Consider the following 18,541-nt stretch of genomic DNA (forward strand, 5'->3'; position numbering starts at 1 on the left):
TTATAAGAAAAGCCAGCAAACCCTTGTGTTTGCTGGCTTCTTGCACTTCAAAACTTATTTGTCACCCAACAACAATATCGGGTGACAAATAAGTTTTGAAGTAGACAATAAAGTTTTGAAGTGACAAATAAAGTTCTGAAGTAGTGGGTGGGTGTGGTGGTGGTGCTAACAGATCATCAGACGTTGTAATAGCATAGGTGTCAGAAACGACAGGTTACATCACAGTAGGGCAGCAACAAAAGCAACATTCCAGCATTTCAACCAAAAAGATCGATACAAAGAATTTCATATCAGTAGTAAGAAATGACTGAGTTTTGTTATGCCAACCGAGAAGTTTTCACCCTACTTGCCTTTTCGACACGGTGCTATATTTGAGTTTGATAGGTACCGAAAGGAGAAGCGCGAGCTATCCAGGGTGGTGAGATAACCGAACTGATGTTTTGTACAAAGGAGAGGATAACGAAATCGTAAATGAAGGAAGTTAAGCCCATTAACAAGAAGATTTGGTTTTACGGACTAGTTCTTACTTTATTGTTTCTCCTCAATATGTTCGCTCAAAAGGCATCCGCAGGAGTCGTCGAAACAGTACTGATCGACAACGGGACCCCCGGCTATATAATTGGCAAATGCCGTACGCCCTTCGTCCGTATACGGTGTGCTGTTCTGGTCATAGAGCGGATTGTTCAGTCCGAGCGCGCCAATCATTTGGACTTGATTCTGGCCAAGACGAATCATCTTATCCCGATAGTCTTGATTAAATTGGTATTGATCCAGAATCGATTCAACTGTACCCCAGTAAAATCCGTCTCTCACCGACTTCTAGATCGGCGACCAATCCACATCCTAGTAGCCTTTTTTGTATTCGTTTGGAGAAACACCTGTTTGCTTCTTAAATGCAACGTAGAAGGCCTTATAGTCGGAGTAACCAACCTCTAGCGCGATTTGGACCCATGTTTTATTAGTAGTGGCGATCATCTTGCAGGCCTCATTAATCCTTATCTGACGCGTATATTGGGACAGGGTCATACCTGTGGCTTCTTTGAACAATTGGCAAAAATAATTTTTGCTGATGAACGTTTTGTGCGCTAGATCACTGAGATTGACAGGCTCATGGTAACTATCGTTTAGGTGTCGAATAGCCGATTCGATGGCACTGGCTTTCTTTTGCTGCTGATAATCACCTTCGCTTCGGCGGTTAAAACCACGCATGATTTTAACGATCAGCTCAATCATATAGGCGCGGATGATCGCATTATAGCCCTCTTGGCGCTGGTTGTATTCATAATCCATCTTTTCAATCAATTGATCGAAGTCCAGTTGTTCCGCAACACTGAGCCGCAAATCAGAACGTATTAAATGATCGTCCCATTCATTTTTGAATAGGTAAGATAGGGCCAAACTTGAGAAATCATGGAAAGCGAGCAGAGATTCATCAAGGAAGCTAGGCTTGAACAAAATATTATAGGTCACGAGTTCCTCATCATCGGCTTCTCGGTAAAAAGCATGAGTAATATCATAATTGATTAAGAACAAGTCGCCCTTGGATACCCGATATTGTTTATTGTCAATCGTATGGTAGCCAGAGCCAGAATACACATAACAGATCTCGACAAAGTCGTGAGAGTGAGACTGTTTCTTCTCTTTGACCGCTTCGGGAAATTGAATAATGCAGAAGGCTTCCCCTTCCCGAAAAAAATTTTCTCCACGATAGACGACTTCCGCTAACATACCTGTTGCCTCCAGTCCAAACGTTGACTCTCAAGGATCGTACATTCGACCATCTTTTCCTTAATATACACCATGGGATGTTATAGAAAAAGGGATTACGATGGAAATAAGGTTAGGGTATAATCACATGACTTTGCAACGGTAGAAAGGAATTGCACTTATGTATCCAGCCATTCGTGAGTAGAGGAGAACATATATGCTGACAATGAAGGCACTTGCTGTTACTGAAATAGGCAAAAGGGCGGAACTGATTGAGATGCCGCGTCCGGAGGCAGATGATAACTCAATCGTGATCAAAACAGTCTATTCGGGCGTCAGCATAGGGACGGAAATGTGGATTGCCGAGGGACGCAGATCAGATTACGGAGATCCTCCGTTTATTAACGGATATCAAGCGAGTGGTCACGTAGTAGAAGTAGGTGCGAACGGTGTGGGACAATATCAAATCGGTGACCTAGTGACCGTTTTTTGTAGCGGCGCTCACGCTGAATATGTCAAAGCAAGCCTATGGATGGTTCATAAACTAAGCAAGGTTGAATCGCTTAAAGTTTGTTCCATGTTTGTGCAGCCATCGGTTGCGGCGAACGCGTGGAACATGGCTGGCGTTAATATGGGTGATGTTGTGTATATTGCGGGACAAGGGCTGATTGGTCAGTGTGCAGCAATGATTGCTCGGCTGCGTGGCGCCTATGTCATCGCTAGTGATATTTCCGCGGATCGTATCAGGCGCTCGCAAGAATACTGTACGGATTGGACAATAGACGCCTCCAAGGAAAACGCGCTTGACGAGTTAAAGAAACATTATCCGAATGGCGTTGATATCACGGCCGAATCGTCAGGTTTTGAAGCGCTGCTTGATGATACGATGTCGGCAACTCGAAATAAGGGGACGTTTGTCTTTCTTGGCTGGTATCCTGATCGTGCAAGTTTTTATTTTAATACGCCACATTCCAAGCAGCTTAATGCCATTTTCCCCTGCTTCATTGGTGAGCGTCCCGTACGGGAGGGTGTCATCCGCCTTATGGAATCCGGCACACTCAACATGTTACCGTTGATTTCGCACGAGGTGAGTTGGGATGAATCTGAGGGTGTTTACAATACGCTCTTCACGAAGCAGCGCAATGAGTATAACGGAATCGTCATTCGTTGGGAGCAGCCCCTATGAACATATTAGTTACTGGAGCAACCGGATTTGTCGGTGAACGATTGTGCCAGCGTTTGGCGGAACGGCATCAACTGATCGGCATGTCCCGCAGCAAGTTTACTGGCGTTGATTTCGCAATTAAGGGAAACTTCGACCGGTTTGAGGATCTCAGATTGCTGGATGAATATAACATCGATATCGTTGTGCATTTGGCAGCGGTCACTGGCGGCAGCAGCGAGGAGGACAGTTTGGCGGTTAATGTGCAGGGAACGAGGCGCTTATATCGCTATCTGCTCGACCGCGGATGCCGAAGATTCATCGCAGCAAGTTCCATTGCGGCCGTCGGCGGTTTGGATAAAGACTTCGTGCCACAGGCGCTGCCGATGCCGGACAACCATGAATGTCTGGCGACCGATGCCTACGGATGGAGCAAATGGTTGATGGAAGATTTGAATCGGTATCTGCATCGTAAGACATCTGACGCCGACTTTGTCAATCTACGCTTAGGTGCGGTCGTACCGGACGACTGGGAGCCTCTTTACGTTGATGGGAGTACGCAGATGAATATTCCTTTCATCTTACTAGGCCGAGTTTACGCCAGCGATGTAATTGAAGGAATTGTCCGTGTGATCGAAGAGCCTTCAAAGCCGAGAGCGACCAGCTATAATCTGGTCGGTCCGGATATCAGCTCGAGCGTACCTGCGACCGAGATATTGCAGACATTGCTGCATGCACGTGGAACAGAGCTTGATCTCAGTTATTATAGGCAACCGGGTAATGAATTTAAGCCGATATATAGCATGGAGCGGATGAAAGAGGACTTCGGTTTCGAGCCGGTCCGTTCGGTGCGTAGGGCTCGGCCGTGAGCTAGAAATGATAAGGATCGCTCTCATCTTCCTTAAGGTGGGAGCGATCCTTATATGGAGAAAATAGATGAAACGAGTTGCTAATTTACTTGGTGAGATTCCAATCACTAGCCAGCGTCGACTGCTTATCTGCCTCTAATTGCTGATGCTGGCGACGATAAAGCAGCGGTGAGCAATTCTCCATTCGTTTAAATAACTTAATGAAATAGGAATGATTGTTAAAGCCGCATTGGTAGGCGATATCTGTTACAGGCAGCTTCGTCTCGCGAAGCAGCTTTTTGGCATGATGCAAGCGCTTAACTGTAATTAGTTTAGTGAGCGTTGTGCCGGTGTATTTATGAAAAATGCTACTCACATACGACGGATTCATATGGACAAGCTTGCTTAGCTTATTCAGCGATAATTCGTGTTGGAAATTCGCACCAATATATTGCACCAAATACGCAATTTCTTCTGGCAAATCGTTGGGTGCCGCTATGCCGCCGCTTAATGCAGATGCTTCGTGTGCCCGGTAGCAGCGAATGAGAAGTTCGCGGATGGCTCCTTGGACGACGCTCGCATAACCAGGACCGCGTCCCGTCAATTCCTCGTTTATGACTGCGTATAGCTGTCTGATCCGCTCGCGCTCGCGCCCGTGGAACTGCATCCTCCAGCAGTCGCCCTTAAGTAAACTTAGTGGGTTCGGCAGATCCTCTTCCCAGCCCTCACTCAGCAGCGCTTCCTTCCACATCAGTACATTTCGGCACAACATTCGGTTCATGTCCGTCTGCATCACCTTATGCAGCGTGAAAGGCTGGATCATCATGAGAGTGCCTTCCTGCAAGGGGTAGGCGTGGTCACCGACCAAATACCTGCCTTGTCCATGTTCGATATAATACATCTCTATGCCGTCATGGCTCTGAAAGCCGGGAAAGGGCGCAATCGAATCGAGCTCGTAATAAAGCAGAACAGGAGATTCCCGGAAAATGAATTCAACCTCGCCGCTCAGTTCCTCGGCCGTTTCAAACGATGCTTGCATAAAGCTCGCCTCCCTGCTTACCGGCCAGACTGCCGGTTGCGAGATCAGTATACTACAAATCCTAAATTTTGTTTGCAAAAAACCCAAAAAAAAGACCATCACTTCGCGCCGCATCCTGATAAGCTTAACGTATGGCAAAGTAATAAAGACGGCGTGTGAAACGTTATGAAACGCAAACGAAATTGAACCTGGCGTAATTTTTACGCACGCTGCAAATCAAAAACACCGTGAACAAAGGAGGGCCATTCTTTTATGGCGGCTATCGATAAAACCGTAGAATGGAAGCGCAGTCATCCCGACATCGTCGTCTATATTCCGCAGGAGGACGCCTATACGGGCGACAATGAGCATTTTCTCGTATTTGAATCGCCAGAAGGCAATGAGCTTCTAGCGCTCTGGACGCAAAGCTCGGTCGAGGGGCATGGCGACAATCATCTCGTGCTGGCACGCAGCCAAGATCTGGTAACCTGGAGCAAGCCGCAATATGTCGTTGGAACGAAACGCGGCGCTCGCGGTGACCAAGCGAGCTGGGGATTTCCCGTCGTCTCTGCGCAAGGGCGCATCTACGTCTTTTACACGAGAGATGTGGGCGTTCACGACCTTGACACGCAGACATCGGGCACGATGGGCTGTGTCTATTCTGACGACAACGGGCACACTTGGACGGCCGGTGCGGACGTGCAGATGAAGCGGAACCGATACGATCACCCGGATCCGAATGTGCCACGCAACTGGATCGTCTGGCAAAAGCCGATTCGAGACAGTAAGGGGCGCTGGATAGTCGGCTATACCCAGTGGAGCAGCCCCTTTCACGCGACAGAAACGCCGCTTGGATGGTACAGCAAGGATTCACGTGCAATGTTTATGCGTTTCGATAACCTTGACGAAGGGCCGGATCCGGCTGAGCTGCGTATCACGTGGCTGCCCGATGACAACGAAGGGCTGGCCGTGCCATTCCCGGACAGGCCGCATCTTTCTGTGGCGCAGGAGCCGGGTATTATACGGCTGCCAGACGGAAGAATCTTCTGCGCGATGCGTACCTTTACCGGCTACATCTGGTACAGCGTATCGTCTGACGACGGTGGAAGCTGGTCAGAGCCACAGATACTGCGCTACCGTGATGGCGGCGAACCGATTAAGCAGCCTATTGCCTCCTGTCCGTTATATCAGCTGGCAAACGGTAATGTGCTTCTTGTGTTTCACAATAACGACGGCCACCTTGGCGAATACAAGCCGCAGCATGCGCTGCATAACCGTCGTCCAGCGTTCATCGCTGTGGGCGAATATCATCCTGAAGCGGAGCAGCCGCTCTGGTTTTCGAAGCCACGGCAAATTCTCGACACTGACGGCGTGACTTTCGGACCGAAGGGAACGAGTGAGATCGCTACGTATCCAAGTCTGACGGAATGGGGCGGACGGCGCGTGCTATGGTATCCGGACCGGAAACACTTTTTGCTTGGCAAAGACATACCGGATGCCTGGTTGGCAGATGAAGAGTTATAGACAAGAATCATTACTCATTTTAATTGATTCATACGGTGTATAAGGTGAAATATACTTGCGCAAAGGAGTCGGAGCTATGAACGAGGAAACGGTCAGCGAGTGGCGTGATGCAAGAAATATTAAATGGGGGTTGGAAATTCCGTGTGAATTTTATTGCGATCAGCCCTATATCGTTGTGACGGAGCGGGGCGAGTGGGTTTGCGTCATGACCACGGGCCAGGGTGTTGAAGGCGAGCGGGGACAGCATGTCGTTTCGACGATTAGCCGGGACCAGGGACACACGTGGTCTGAACTGATTGACATTGAGCCGGCAGATGGACCCGAAGCTTCGTGGGTGATGCCGCTGCTGGTGCGGGGTGGGCGAATCTATGCGTTCTATACGTACAATACCGATAATCGTCAGGATGTCATAAGCGACTCTGGTAAGCTGATTTCGCGTGTGGATACGCTCGGAGATCTGACCTTCAAGTATTCCGACGACGATGGGCGCACTTGGTCGGCTGAGCGATACAAGGTGCCGATCCGGTCTATGGCGATCGATCGCAACAATCCGTACGGCGGGGAGCCGCAATTTTTTTGGGGTGTCGGCAAGCCAATCATTCACCACGACGCGGTATATATGGGATTGGCAAAGGTAGGCAGCTTTGGAGAAGGCTTTATGGCATCCTCGGAAGGTATTTTTATGAAAAGTAAAAATATATGGACGGAACACGATGCTTCCCGGATCGAATGGGAGACGCTTCCGGATGGCGATTACGGTATTCGAGCACCGCACGGGCGAGTGGCCGACGAGCACAACCCGGTGGGTCTCGCTGACGGCAGTCTGTACTGCACGTTTCGCACGGTCGAGGGACATAATGGGCATGCTTACAGCCGTGACGGCGGGCATACATGGACGACCTCGCAGTATGCCGAATACCGCCCTGGCGGGCGGAGGATCAAGCATCCACGAGCAGCGAATTTCGTGCGTAAATTCAGCAACGGCAAATTTATTCTGTGGTTCCATAACCACGGCCGGGATAACCGAGGAACACCGTCACTGGCGTACAACGACCGTAATCCGGTCTGGATGTGCGGCGGTGTTGAGAAGGATGGCTTCATTCACTGGTCGCAGCCGGAAATTGTGCTGTACGACGACGATCCGGCGGTTCGCATTAGCTACCCCGATTTTATCGAAGAGGGAGGGGAGTACTTTATATCGGAAACGCAAAAAACAATTGCCCGCATTCATGAGTTGGACAGGGCGCTGCTAGAAGCCATGTGGGGACAGCATGATTTGAAAGCGGCCAAGCGAACGAAGCGTGGTTTGTTCTACGAAGCTGAGGCCGCTGCGCTTGCCGGTACGCCGACGAAGCTGCCGAAGCTGCCGAAGCTGCCGTCCTTGCAGAACGGCGGAAGCTTTACGGTAGAGCTGTGGCTGCTGGCTGGAAGCCGCAGCGCAGCTGGTCCGCTTCTCGAAACGCGGGGTGCGGACGGCAGAGGGATTGCCATTGAACTGACGGTGCGCGGAACGCTTCGGCTGACGATGAACGACGGTCGTTCGGAATGTTCTTGGGAATCAGACGAAGGGTTGCTGCAGCCGAACCGCTGGCATCATGCGGCAATCATCGTCGACGGAGGTCCTCATATCATTACGATGGTAATCAACGGCGAGTTATGTGATGGCGGCACACAGCGCCAGTTCGGCTGGGGCCGCTTCTCGCCTCAATTGCGTGAAGTTAGTGGCAGTGAGCTGGCGCTCATCGGCGGCGCTCAGTCGGTAACTGTCGGAGCGTTGCGCCTTTACGACCGTTATCTGCTGACGTCGGAAGCGGTTGGGAATTACCAATCCGGGAGATAGAGAGGAGCCTATTATGCAGCAATCATACCGTGATTATTTTAAGCTTGGCATTAACCATCATTTGTTGTTCCCAGCCAGTTTCGATTCGGAGGAGGTGCATCGCTTATCGCTGCCCGAAGTGCTGGCATATCCGGAATTTGAGGTTATCGATCTGTTCGTGTCGGCCCAAGCGGATATCGCTGCTGAGCAGATACGACAGGTGCGGGACAGCGGCCGTGTTCCGGTGTATAACTGCCCACTGTTGAACGGACCGCGGCTTAACCCGAACAGCCCAGATGAGACCATTCGCAATGAGACGGTTCTGGCAGCAGTGTCTCATTTACAGCGGGCCCAAGCGATAGGCGCTCGCAAAGCAGTTATCGCAAGCGGCCCTAACCCGGGATCTGCTGCACAAATTGCGGAGCAGACCGATGCCTTCGTCGATTATGTCGCGAAGCTATGTGCTGCGGTGCCTAATCTAACCCTGATGATCGAGCCATTCGACCGCTCAATCGGCAAAAACTTGCTGATAGGCTCGACCCGCGAGGCAGCCGAGGTTGTGCGACGTGTTCAGGAGATGGGCATACCTAATATCGGCCTTCTAATCGATATGGGGCATGTGCCATTAATGGAAGAAACTTTTGCGCAAGCAGTTTCCGATTCGAGCTCGTACATCCGACACGTGCATCTGGGTAGTTGTGTAAAAAATGATCCAGCTAATCCGCTTTACGGCGACATGCATCCGCCATGGGGTTATCCGGGCGGTGAGAACGACGTACCGGAGCTGGTCGAGTTTATGAAGGCGCTATTTGCATGCGGATATCTTGGAGCAGGAAATGAGAGACAGACTGTGACGCTAGAAATGCGCCCGTATCCAGGCCGCACCGAACGGGAAAGTGTTGACATCTTTTTGGATAAGTTGGAAGAAGCCTGGAGAGCCATGTAACTTGGAGGGAAGCTGCGATGAAATGGATGATTCGCGTGGATATGGAAGGCGTCACCGGTGTCGTCAATATGAAACAAGTTGTACCGGGTGCGGCGGATTATGAATTCGGCCGAGGTATGCTTATGCACGATTTGCTAGCTGTACTGGACGGTCTGCTGCAAACACCCGACGATGAGGTCGTGCTGTACGATATTCATTTTTTCGGAACGAATATTGACCTGCACAAGCTTGACTCACGCGTGACCGCAATTTGCGGCAAGCCACATTATACGCCAGGCAATCGGTCGTATCTCGATGAAAGCTTCGACGGCATGATTTTGCTCGGCTTGCATGCAAGGGCAGAGATGCCGGGTTCACTACTGAATCATAACTATGAACATGACATTCGTACGATGAGCATCAACGGAGTTGTTGTCGGGGAGATTGGTCTTGAAGCGCTGATGGCCGGCGAAGCTGGCGTGCCGCTTGTAATGGTGACAGCAGATTCGGAGGGAGCGAAGGAAACTGCCGAGTTGCTGCCGGGTACAATTACTGTCAGCGTCAAGCAGTCGCTCGGGGATACGGCTGCGGCCTGTCTGCCGCCAGAGAGGACGGCTGCGCTGCTTAAGGAAGGCGCGCTTCGATGCGCGGCTGCTGCAGCCAGGCTGCAACCGTACCGACTCGACGGTCCGATTGAGCTGGATATGCAGTTCAAGCCAGGAGAGCTGCTAAACCGGTTGCAGTCTCGGCTGACGGAATGTTTTGAGGGACCTAATCGGTTGATTTTGCGCGGGGCATCAGTACTAGAGGTGTGGGAGCAGTATTTAATCGCCAAAACGGAGTAACCACGCCAGTTAGAAGCTGACAGGAATTCAGGGAATATAAGGAAGCATGAGAAGGGAATACAGCAAATTTAGCGAATTGAAATGTAAAGCATAGCAACGCCAAAAGACTATAAACCATAGCAGAGCAGCGTGCCCTTCGTCGGTGCGCTGCCGCCTGTCGTTCGGATATGCTATCATTTTACTGGCCTGGCCGGAAGGACGCGAGGTAAAGAATGAATCGCAGAATCAGTTTTCAAACGAAGCTGTTTATCGTCTTTTCCATGCTAATCGCCGGTATTATTATTAGCGCTTTCTCCGTGTTCTATTGGTATTATCAGAAGGTAAACATCGAATCGATGGTTAATACATTTCGCGGAGAATCGCAGAGCCTAGCGCAGCAGCTCGACAATTCGATCTATACAATGGATCGACTCGTCATGCAGATGAAATTTAACCCGACGATAGCCAATACCTTCTACTATCTTCCGTTTACGGCGAATGCGCAGACGTATTTTGACGATCAACCTGAGGCTGCCTACAAGGTGAAGGAAGCGATTTCCTCGATTGTTGGCGTCGATCCACAAATTTTCCACCGGGTATCGATACTAAGTCGTTCGGGTGCATTTCTGGCTACCGGCGCTTATTACGACCGATTGACCGTTCGAGATCGGCTGCAAACAATCGATTGGTTCCGTCAGTTTGAAAAGTCCGAATATCGGCTGCTGTTGCCGCCGCATCGCGACGACTGGGATAGCGCGGGCAAGCTGGTTGTCTCTGTGATTCGTAAGCTTGGCGAGGCGACTGCGCCGAATGCGTTGATTGAAATTCAACTTCCGTACGACTACATTGAAACGTTGACGGCTAAGTCGCAGATGGGTGGTAAACGTGTGCTCATTGCTGGCGGCGATGGCCAAACGATCTATCCGTTTTCACCCGAATCTGGGTTGTCACGTGTTAGGGACGTACTAACTGAGCTTCAGGCGCAAGGCAAAGCCTCGGAGGGAGAGACGTATGTGCGATTGCCGGATCGCTCCCGACAGCTTGTTGTTTATGCCCGGGCGCCGTATTCGGGCTGGACAGTGATGATTGTTCAACCAGAGGGCGAGCTTCTGCGCCCGCAGCGCCAGGCGGGGTATTTGTTCGCGGCCACAGGTCTGATCGTCATTGTGCTAACCATGCTAACTTCCTATTTTTCCGCCAAAATGCTCGTAAAACCGCTGCGTCAGCTGCGCGACTCTATGAATAGGGTTCAGCTCGATTCGCTTCCAGACGCGCATGAGCGGCTGGCTATCGGGAGTGTCATCCCGACCAATACGCATAACGAGCTCCATCATCTCCATCATTCTTTTCGTAAAATGCTAGATCGCCTCGAAGCGTCGAAAGAGGAAGCGATTCTTTCGCGCTCGCGTGAGTTGCAAGCGCATTTTACTGCGCTCCAGGCACAAATTCATCCGCATTTCTTGTATAATACACTTTCTCTGATAGGTGTGCTCGGACAAGAGGCAGGCAACCGGGAGATTGTGCAGTTAACAGCGATGTTGGCGGATATGTTCCGCTACATGACGTATTCGGCAGAGCAGACGGTTACGCTGCGAGATGAAATTCAACATACGAAAAATTATTTGAATATTATGAAATTTAGATATGAGGCGCATTTGCAATTTACAATCGACATTCCCCAAGAAATGCTGGAGCTTCGTCTACCCAAGCTGTCGCTGCAGCCATTTGTAGAAAATTGCTTTAAGCACGGTTTCGCTTCCAAACGGTATCCATGGCGTATTGACATCCGTGGGGCGTTGCTTGAGGACGGCCGCGTTGCGATAGAAATTCGGGATGATGGCGCGGGCTTTCCCTCGGCTCTGCTAGAACGCTTCGGGCGTGGCGAAGTTTCCGAGGTGGGCATGGAGGCGCTTGGCGTAAGCGGCTTGTACAATACCTACTCGCGGCTGCAATATCAGGCGGGTGGCCTGCTAGAATTCAGTCTGGACAACGATCCTGACGGCGGGGCAATCGTGCTTATCCATTGGCTGAGACCGGATTTGTCCGGCGAGCGTGCAAGGAGAGAAGAAACATGAAACGGAGGAGGACGGAGGATGCCGACGGTACTCGTAGTTGACGATGAAATCCGTTTTTGCAGAGCGCTTGGTCGATGGATCGAGGCGACTGATACGCGTTTCCGCGTCGTTGGTGAGGCATATGACGGCGAGGAGGCGCTGGAGAAGATAGCTGAATTGCGGCCGGATGTCTTATTTACCGATATTCGGATGCAGGTCATGGATGGCTTGCAATTGATCGCTGAAATGAAGCGGCGATATGCCGATGTGGTTCCGGTTATCGTCAGCTCGTACGATGATTTCGATTATACGCGAAGGGCGATCCGGCTCCATGCCGAGGATTATTTGCTGAAGCCGCTGCGTGAGGAGGATCTGCGAGAGGTTCTGGAGCGGGTCGCGGCAAAGCTGCACGACGCCGAGCAGCGGCGCGACGCCGTTTGGCTTCAGGAGACGGTGGATCAAGGGGGACCGCTGGCCGGGCAAAAAGTTCCAGAGGGCTTAAGCTATACATCGCATACGCTTTCGCTTTGGTGTGCGGGTCCGTACTGCGCCTCGCCGGACGATGCGCTGCACCCAGGCAAGGCGTTCTGGGCCTCGGCGCCATGGACGTCGAGCTTGCCTGAGCCCAATCCAGGCCAGCTCGGCTGGTGGGTACTTGAGGGCGAGCGCGCCAACGAGCGGCTGCTGCTGGTCGGGGGAAACGGCGGGGAGCTCCATACTTCTTCGTACGCGGAGGCCGTGTCGCATGCACTGCTGGCGCATGCAGCTAGCCGGCGCATGCCGCTGACGGTTGTCGCCGGCAGCCTGCAAGGACTTGGCGAGCTCCGTCGCGTCGCCCAGGAGCTGCGCAGCCGGCTGCCGCTGGCGGCAGGCATCGGCCGTTCGGGCTTCGGCCATCAGGCCGAGCGCGGGCGGACGGAAGCGCCCCGCGACGATTACCGCCGGTTAGCTCAGGCCGTGGTGCGCCGGCAACCGGAGGCGGTGCGCACGGAGTTGGAGCGGCTAACGAAGATATGGGAGGCAGAGGCAGCGACGCAGCTGCGTGTGGATATGCTGCTGAGGCAGACGCTGTACGATTTGAAGGAGCATTGGCAAACATTCCGCGACGAGACGTTCATCCTCGCGAGTCAGGAGTTGGACACGCTCCTGTCTCACTCACTGGATTACGGCGAGCTGCGCGAAGGCGCTGCCTCCCTGTTCGCGGAGCTGATGAAGCTGAGTGAGGACAAGGACGTGTCGCTTGAAGCTCGTTTATCCGCTCATCAGGAGGAAAACGTCACCCGCATCGAGCAGTACCTGCGCGCGCATTACGCTTCACCGATTACGCTTCAGCAGTTGTCTCGTCAGTTCGGGCTGGTGCCGAATTATTTGAGTGCTATGTTCAAGAAGGCGCGCGGCGTGACGCCGGGCGAATACGTGACGGTATGGCGCGTACAGCAGGCCAAATCGCTGATGGCGAGCTCGCCAGAGCTGCTGCTAAAGGATATTGCCGACCGGGTTGGCTACTCCGATTCGCTGTATTTTAGCCGTGTTTTTAAAAAGGTGACCGGGCAATCGCCCTCGGAATTTATGAAATAAGCGTTTTTTGTCCGAATCATCGCAAAAGCCGTCGATTTGTCCATATCGTTCTCGGATTCGTCTATTCTCAAGGCGAAAATCCGAAGCGTATACTTGCCATGTAAGCGATATCATTTTACATGGAGGTGCAATGGATTGAACAGTAAACGTCTAAGATTCACAATGGGAGGGGAGCGCAAGAGGGAACTTCGGCTGGTATTGGTCTGGCTGCTCGTCTGGACAATGCTGCTGCCGGTCTTCGGTTTACAGGCCGCCTATGCGGACGGCGTGACTGGTGACCCCCCGTTAGTGGACGAATCGTTCGAGTCGATGACGGTTGGCTCGACGCCGTCGGGTTGGGGCGTGTCGGCCACTGGCGATTCTTATGTGCAGGTGAAGCAGGAGAGCAGTGGTAACAACTATTTGCAAATTTACGATGCCAGTCAAAAGAATACGCAGGGTATCCAAAAGTCGTTCGCCTCGCAAACCGGACGGGTTACCGTTGAAGCACTAGTGCAGCTTCCGCCTGGCGGCACGTCCGGCAAAGAAAATGTGCTGTTCTATGTGCTTGATTCGACGGGCAAGGCGGGAGTGGCATTGAACCTTATGCCTACCCGTATCTTATCGTACCGCACAGTGGGCGGCACGACGACCAGTACGACGCTGGCGCAGGGGCTAGCCATGTCGTCTTGGCAGCATATCATCGTGTCGGCAGATTTATCCGCTAAGACATTCGATTTTTACTTGAATGGTTCGTTGGCAGCAACCGGGGTTTCGTTCCGTTATGACGATGTAACGAGCCTCAGCCGTTTGCAAGTAACGGGCGCGTATTACAACGAGACATCGAACCCGGTTCGCGTGGTCAATTTGGATGGGGTAAAAATATACACAGGTGATGTAAGGCTGCTAACGTCGCCTGCGCTGTCGCCCGATACGACGTCAACAGTTCCTGGTCAGCCGATCGAATTAACGTTCACGGATGATGCGGCTTGGCGGGCGGCAATCACGAAAGTGACCGTCGATAATGCAAATGTAGCTGCCTCGGTGTATGCAGCCTCTATCGGCAAGTTAACACTGGACGCATCGCTGTTTCCGGAAGGCAAAACATATACCATCGCGGTACAAGCGGACGGTTATTTAACCACAACGGTACAACAGGTCATTTATGCTGATCTGCTGGAAGAAACGTTCACTAGTATGGCGCTAGGTTCGACTCCTTCCGGCTGGGGCGTGTCGGTGACCGGTGATTCGTATGTCAAGGTAAAGGAGAAGCTCGACGGCGATCGCTATCTGCAAATTTATGATGCTAGCCGTCAAAATACGCAGGGGATCACGAAGACGTTCTCGGCGCAAAGCGGCACGTTTACGATTCAGGCCGATGTGCAGCTTCCGGAGGGTGCGACGGCGGGTAAAGAAAATATCTTGTTTTATGTGAATGATACAACAGGCAAAACCGCTGTGGCGCTCAATCTGCTGTCGACCAAAATTACATCGTTCCACACGGTCGGCACAACGACGACGACTACGGATGTAGCGACTTCTCTGTCGACTCACGCTTGGCGTAATCTGGCGATCGCCATTCATCCCGAGACGGTAACTTATGACGTCTATGTGGACGGCACACTGAAGAAAAGCGCAATTCCATTCCGTTACGACGGAACGGTTAATCTGTCTTCGCTTCGGGTAAGCGGTGCTTACTACGGTGACGCAGCGAACTATGTGCGCATCGCCAATCTGGACAACGTTCGCATTTATCAGGGAATGCCCGAGCTTCCTGAGGCGGAGCAGCCAGTCGCTCCTCCTGCGCCTGGCACAGAAACGAATTCGTTCGATAGCTATTCGAGTGTCTTCCTGTCTTCCCGCTGGTGGCGGACAGACGGCCAGGACGGCCAGCTTGGCACACTGGACGTGCTAAAGCGTTTTATGGCGACGGATGACAAGTGGACGTATTTGACGGAGCAGGATAAAATCTCGAATATCGTCCGGCTCGGTGTCGGCTTCCAGGGGTCGCTAAATATGAACAACGGCACTGGAGGTCGGGCCAAATATTATGACGGCACCGACATTGTCGCTCCGTGGATGACTTGGGGCGCAACTTGGGGCAGTATGAGTGACCCCGTGTATTACAACCAGGTGCTGGCGACGGCCAAAAGCGCCATTGACGCTGGTGCGTCGTCATTTCAATTTGATGACTGGGTGGGCAGCGTGGATGCCTACAAATTCGGTGGCGACTTCTGCGCGCCTTGCATGACCGCATTCCGGGATTACCTACAGGAGCACTATACAACTTCGGAGCTAAGCGGCTTTGGCATCGATAATATTGCGACGTTCAATTATAAGACGTTTTTGCAAACGACGCTGGATGTGGAAACCAATGCCGATTATATGACGAAAAAGGCGCTTACGCCGCTCGACAGCATTTTCGGTGCGTTTATGAAGCAGGAAGCGATTAACTTCCATACCCGCATGCGAGAGGATATGGAGACGTACGCCGGACGGCCGATTGAATATTCGAATAACGCTTCGTTTATTCGTGATGCCAGCACTCAAACGCATTTCATCCACGATTTGTTTGATTATGGCATGGGTGAGCATAACGAGGGTGCGATGAGTCTGAACAATATTGTGACGAACGGCACGATTGCCTCCGGGCTCGGCAAACCGCATATCATGTCGCCGCTACCGTTTCAAGTAGGGAATATTCGGCAATCGCTTGCCGCTGCCTACGCCCTTGGCCAGTATATGCTTGTGCCGTGGGACGCGTGGCTGGAAGGCTCGACTCGCTATTTCGGAACGGTCGAGCAGTACGGGGAAATGTTCCATTTTATCCGGCAATATCCCTTCTTGTTCGACGGGCACGAGCCGCCGGCTAAGGTGGGCATTCTGCTGAAATGGAACGAATTGAACGGCAATACACTGACCGACTTGTCAATGAAGCTGTTTAAGGCAGGTGTGCCGTTCCGTACGGTGACGGCGAACGACAGTCTGCCGCACTATGATTTGCGAGCTCAGACGCTGGAAGGTCTGGACACGCTGATCGCTTATTCTCCGGTGTCGTCCTTTGACTCGGATGATCAGCAGCGCATTACGGATACAGAGGCTGAGGTAGTGTCTGTGCCGACGATCGACTCAGCATGGCTTGCCGACCATAGTGCAGTGAGCGTCAGTGTCGTCGATCAGGTGTATGCGATCGTTCGCTCCTCTGCAGACGCCAATGCGCCGAAGTCGGTGCATCTGCTCAACCGTAAGGGTGAATCTGTTACGGGTGCGAAGGTGACACTGACGGATACGGATTTCTTTGGTGGCGCTTCGCTCCAGGCGGTGCTCTACCGTCCGGGTCAAGACCCGTTGCCACTCGCGGTGACGAGCGCGGGAAGCGGCAAGCATGAGCTAACGGTGCCGGAGCTGGCCGAGTGGGGCATCCTGCGCATCGGCAGCGGCACTGCGGCATCGCTTACGGCGGAAGACGACTTTGCGGTGCAAGCGCCATGGTCAGGGCTTGCGATCGGCAACCCGACGCGAGACGGCGGCGTTACAGTGAGCGGCGTGACGTACCAGCTCGCGAGCAAGGGGAGTGGCCTGCATGTCCCAGTAACGGGAGATAACGGCTCGATGGACCAATTCTCTTATGTTTATCGCCATATTGATGCTACACCACTGCAAAATTACGAATTATCGGTTAAGCTGGAGCCAAACGCTAGCGAGACGTCTGGTGCCTTGTCAGGATTGATGGTTCGCGAGACGTCTGCTTCCAACGCCAAGTTTGTAGCGGCCGCTTACGCAGAGGGCAGCGGCTGGAAACTTTACTGGCGCGATGAGGACAACGGCCAGGTTGGCGCTGTAAATCTTGATGTAAGCGCCACGTCCGGTTATTTGAAGTTAGCGCGCGAAGGTGGTCGGTACCATGCTTATTATTCGGCTGACGGCGTTACGTACGGTGCGTCGCTCGGCTCGCATGAGCTGTCCATGCGCATGCCGCTCGGCGGAGGCTTTGCAGCCGCAGGCAAGCAAGCCTCAGCGTTTACTGCGTCCTTAACTGGACTTGCGTTAAACTATGGCGGACTGACGCTGCCTCCAGGTGAGTTGACGGAAGTGAATCTTAGTGGCTTGCCCGAACCGTTCGTGCTTGATGCCAGTGCACCTTTGACGGTGAGTGCGTCGTTCAACGATAACGGGACGGTTGCGGAAGCGGAAATTACCGGTGAGCATATCGTCTTCACCAGCTCCGACCCGGCGGTCGCCACTGTGAATGCGGAGGGCGTCGTCCGTGCCGTTAGTGTCGGGGAAACGACGGTGACGGCGCAGTTTACCGCTGGAGGCGTGACGGTGACAGGCACCCTCGCGGTCGAGGTGACCTTGGCCGATCCGGTGCTGCTGGACGAATCATTCGACAGCTATGGCGAAACGGACGTGCCGTTGCACTGGACATATAAGCCAGTGCTGGATGGCGGGTCATATATTCAGATCTCCGAATTGCCTTCTGCTACCGACAAAAGCTTAAACGTCTATGACAATACAGGTGGCAGCTTCCCAAGCGCGACAGCGGAGTTCGTGAAGCAAAAACGTACCGTGACGATCGACTTTAATTTCCGCATTAATCTTGGCACGAATCCGGCGACGGGCGGCGGTATTGCCGTGTACGTGCAGTCGCAGGGCAGCGCTAACGCTGTGTCCCTGCTTGCCGATCAGACCGGTTTCTGGTATTTGGACGGTACGCAGACCGTTGTTGCTGCTCCGCTGGCGTCGGATCAGTGGTACGCGGTGCGTCTGGTTGTCAATCCGCAGACGCAGAAGATGGATATGTATCTGGATGGCACGCAGGTTGTGTCACAGGGCAATTTCCGTCAGACGGCCGACGATATTACGAAGATCATGGTCGGTGGCAGTACGACCGGTGTGAATACGCAAATTTATTGGAACAATGTGAAGGTGACCGCAGGGGCGCCGGAGTAAAGCATAGGCGCGCATGCAGGCTCCGGTCTCTATTTTTACAGTGAACAAGAATCCAGGGGGCCCCTCAAGGCCCCCAACTTCTAACCTCCAGCTCCAACCTCCAAGCTCCAACCCCAACCCCAACCCCAACCCCAACCCCAACCCCAACCC

The 18,541-nt window shown here is 52.6% G+C and carries 12 protein-coding genes; 9 read left to right on the forward strand and 3 right to left on the reverse strand.

Annotated elements, in window-relative coordinates; genetic code table 11:
• Positions 1-528 precede the first annotated feature (528 nt).
• Both GC096_RS02355 and GC096_RS02360 read right to left on the reverse strand, forming a co-directional pair.
• Positions 529-813: a hypothetical protein gene (locus GC096_RS02355; protein WP_171628696.1), complete on the reverse strand. Its 285-nt coding sequence runs from the start codon at positions 811-813 to the stop codon at positions 529-531.
• A 30-nt stretch (positions 814-843) separates the two neighbouring features.
• Entirely contained in the window at positions 844-1,728 is an 885-nt protein-coding gene (locus GC096_RS02360; RefSeq protein ID WP_171628697.1) for a helix-turn-helix domain-containing protein, read from the reverse strand.
• Positions 1,729-1,924: 196 nt separating this feature from the next.
• On the opposite strand from GC096_RS02360, the gene GC096_RS02365 reads away from it, so the two are divergent.
• Positions 1,925-2,893 carry a zinc-dependent alcohol dehydrogenase gene (locus GC096_RS02365; protein ID WP_171628698.1) on the forward strand — a complete coding sequence of 323 codons (969 nt, stop codon included), beginning with the start codon at positions 1,925-1,927 and terminating at the stop codon, positions 2,891-2,893.
• Positions 2,890-3,738, forward strand: coding sequence for an NAD-dependent epimerase/dehydratase family protein (locus GC096_RS02370; protein ID WP_171628699.1), 849 nt, complete (start codon positions 2,890-2,892; stop codon positions 3,736-3,738). Before GC096_RS02365 ends, GC096_RS02370 begins: the two co-directional genes overlap by 4 nt.
• 85 nt (positions 3,739-3,823) lie before the next feature.
• Here GC096_RS02370 and GC096_RS02375 read toward each other — a convergent pair whose 3' ends face one another.
• Positions 3,824-4,756: an AraC family transcriptional regulator gene (locus GC096_RS02375; RefSeq protein WP_171628700.1), complete on the reverse strand. Its 933-nt coding sequence runs from the start codon at positions 4,754-4,756 to the stop codon at positions 3,824-3,826.
• Between the two features lie 252 nt (positions 4,757-5,008).
• On the opposite strand from GC096_RS02375, the gene GC096_RS02380 reads away from it, so the two are divergent.
• The 7 genes from GC096_RS02380 to GC096_RS02410 all read left to right on the forward strand — a co-directional run bounded on the left by GC096_RS02380 (position 5,009) and on the right by GC096_RS02410 (position 18,391).
• Complete coding sequence (locus GC096_RS02380) at positions 5,009-6,259, forward strand: sialidase family protein (RefSeq protein WP_171628701.1); 1,251 nt, start codon at positions 5,009-5,011, stop codon at positions 6,257-6,259.
• 76 nt (positions 6,260-6,335) lie between these two features.
• On the forward strand, positions 6,336-8,099 hold the full coding sequence (locus tag GC096_RS02385) for an exo-alpha-sialidase (protein WP_171628702.1): 1,764 nt from the start codon (positions 6,336-6,338) through the stop codon (positions 8,097-8,099).
• A gap of 13 nt (positions 8,100-8,112) precedes the next feature.
• Entirely contained in the window at positions 8,113-9,024 is a 912-nt protein-coding gene (locus tag GC096_RS02390) for a sugar phosphate isomerase/epimerase family protein (protein ID WP_171628703.1), read from the forward strand.
• A gap of 17 nt (positions 9,025-9,041) precedes the next feature.
• On the forward strand, positions 9,042-9,848 hold the full coding sequence (locus tag GC096_RS02395) for a M55 family metallopeptidase (RefSeq protein ID WP_171628704.1): 807 nt from the start codon (positions 9,042-9,044) through the stop codon (positions 9,846-9,848).
• A 212-nt stretch (positions 9,849-10,060) separates the two neighbouring features.
• Entirely contained in the window at positions 10,061-11,902 is a 1,842-nt protein-coding gene (locus tag GC096_RS02400; RefSeq protein ID WP_171628705.1) for a cache domain-containing sensor histidine kinase, read from the forward strand.
• 18 nt (positions 11,903-11,920) lie between these two features.
• Entirely contained in the window at positions 11,921-13,459 is a 1,539-nt protein-coding gene (locus GC096_RS02405; protein WP_171628706.1) for a response regulator, read from the forward strand.
• Positions 13,460-13,801: 342 nt separating this feature from the next.
• Complete coding sequence (locus tag GC096_RS02410; protein WP_312886163.1) at positions 13,802-18,391, forward strand: hemoblobin-interacting domain-containing protein; 4,590 nt, start codon at positions 13,802-13,804, stop codon at positions 18,389-18,391.
• Positions 18,392-18,541 lie beyond the last annotated feature (150 nt).

The organism is Paenibacillus plantarum (genome assembly GCF_013141695.1).
GTDB lineage: Bacteria > Bacillota > Bacilli > Paenibacillales > NBRC-103111 > Paenibacillus_E > Paenibacillus_E plantarum.

What these genes read in the sequence shown, in the direction of transcription:
- GC096_RS02360 (WP_171628697.1), bottom strand. Translation starts at nt 1,728, where the DNA reads ATGTTAGCGGAAGTCGTCTATCGTGGAGAAAATTTTTTTCGGGAAGGG.
- GC096_RS02365 (WP_171628698.1), top strand. Translation starts at nt 1,925, where the DNA reads ATGCTGACAATGAAGGCACTTGCTGTTACTGAAATAGGCAAAAGGGCG.
- GC096_RS02370 (WP_171628699.1), top strand. Translation starts at nt 2,890, where the DNA reads ATGAACATATTAGTTACTGGAGCAACCGGATTTGTCGGTGAACGATTG.
- GC096_RS02375 (WP_171628700.1), bottom strand. Translation starts at nt 4,756, where the DNA reads ATGCAAGCATCGTTTGAAACGGCCGAGGAACTGAGCGGCGAGGTTGAA.
- GC096_RS02380 (WP_171628701.1), top strand. Translation starts at nt 5,009, where the DNA reads ATGGCGGCTATCGATAAAACCGTAGAATGGAAGCGCAGTCATCCCGAC.
- GC096_RS02385 (WP_171628702.1), top strand. Translation starts at nt 6,336, where the DNA reads ATGAACGAGGAAACGGTCAGCGAGTGGCGTGATGCAAGAAATATTAAA.
- GC096_RS02390 (WP_171628703.1), top strand. Translation starts at nt 8,113, where the DNA reads ATGCAGCAATCATACCGTGATTATTTTAAGCTTGGCATTAACCATCAT.
- GC096_RS02395 (WP_171628704.1), top strand. Translation starts at nt 9,042, where the DNA reads ATGAAATGGATGATTCGCGTGGATATGGAAGGCGTCACCGGTGTCGTC.
- GC096_RS02400 (WP_171628705.1), top strand. Translation starts at nt 10,061, where the DNA reads ATGAATCGCAGAATCAGTTTTCAAACGAAGCTGTTTATCGTCTTTTCC.
- GC096_RS02405 (WP_171628706.1), top strand. Translation starts at nt 11,921, where the DNA reads ATGCCGACGGTACTCGTAGTTGACGATGAAATCCGTTTTTGCAGAGCG.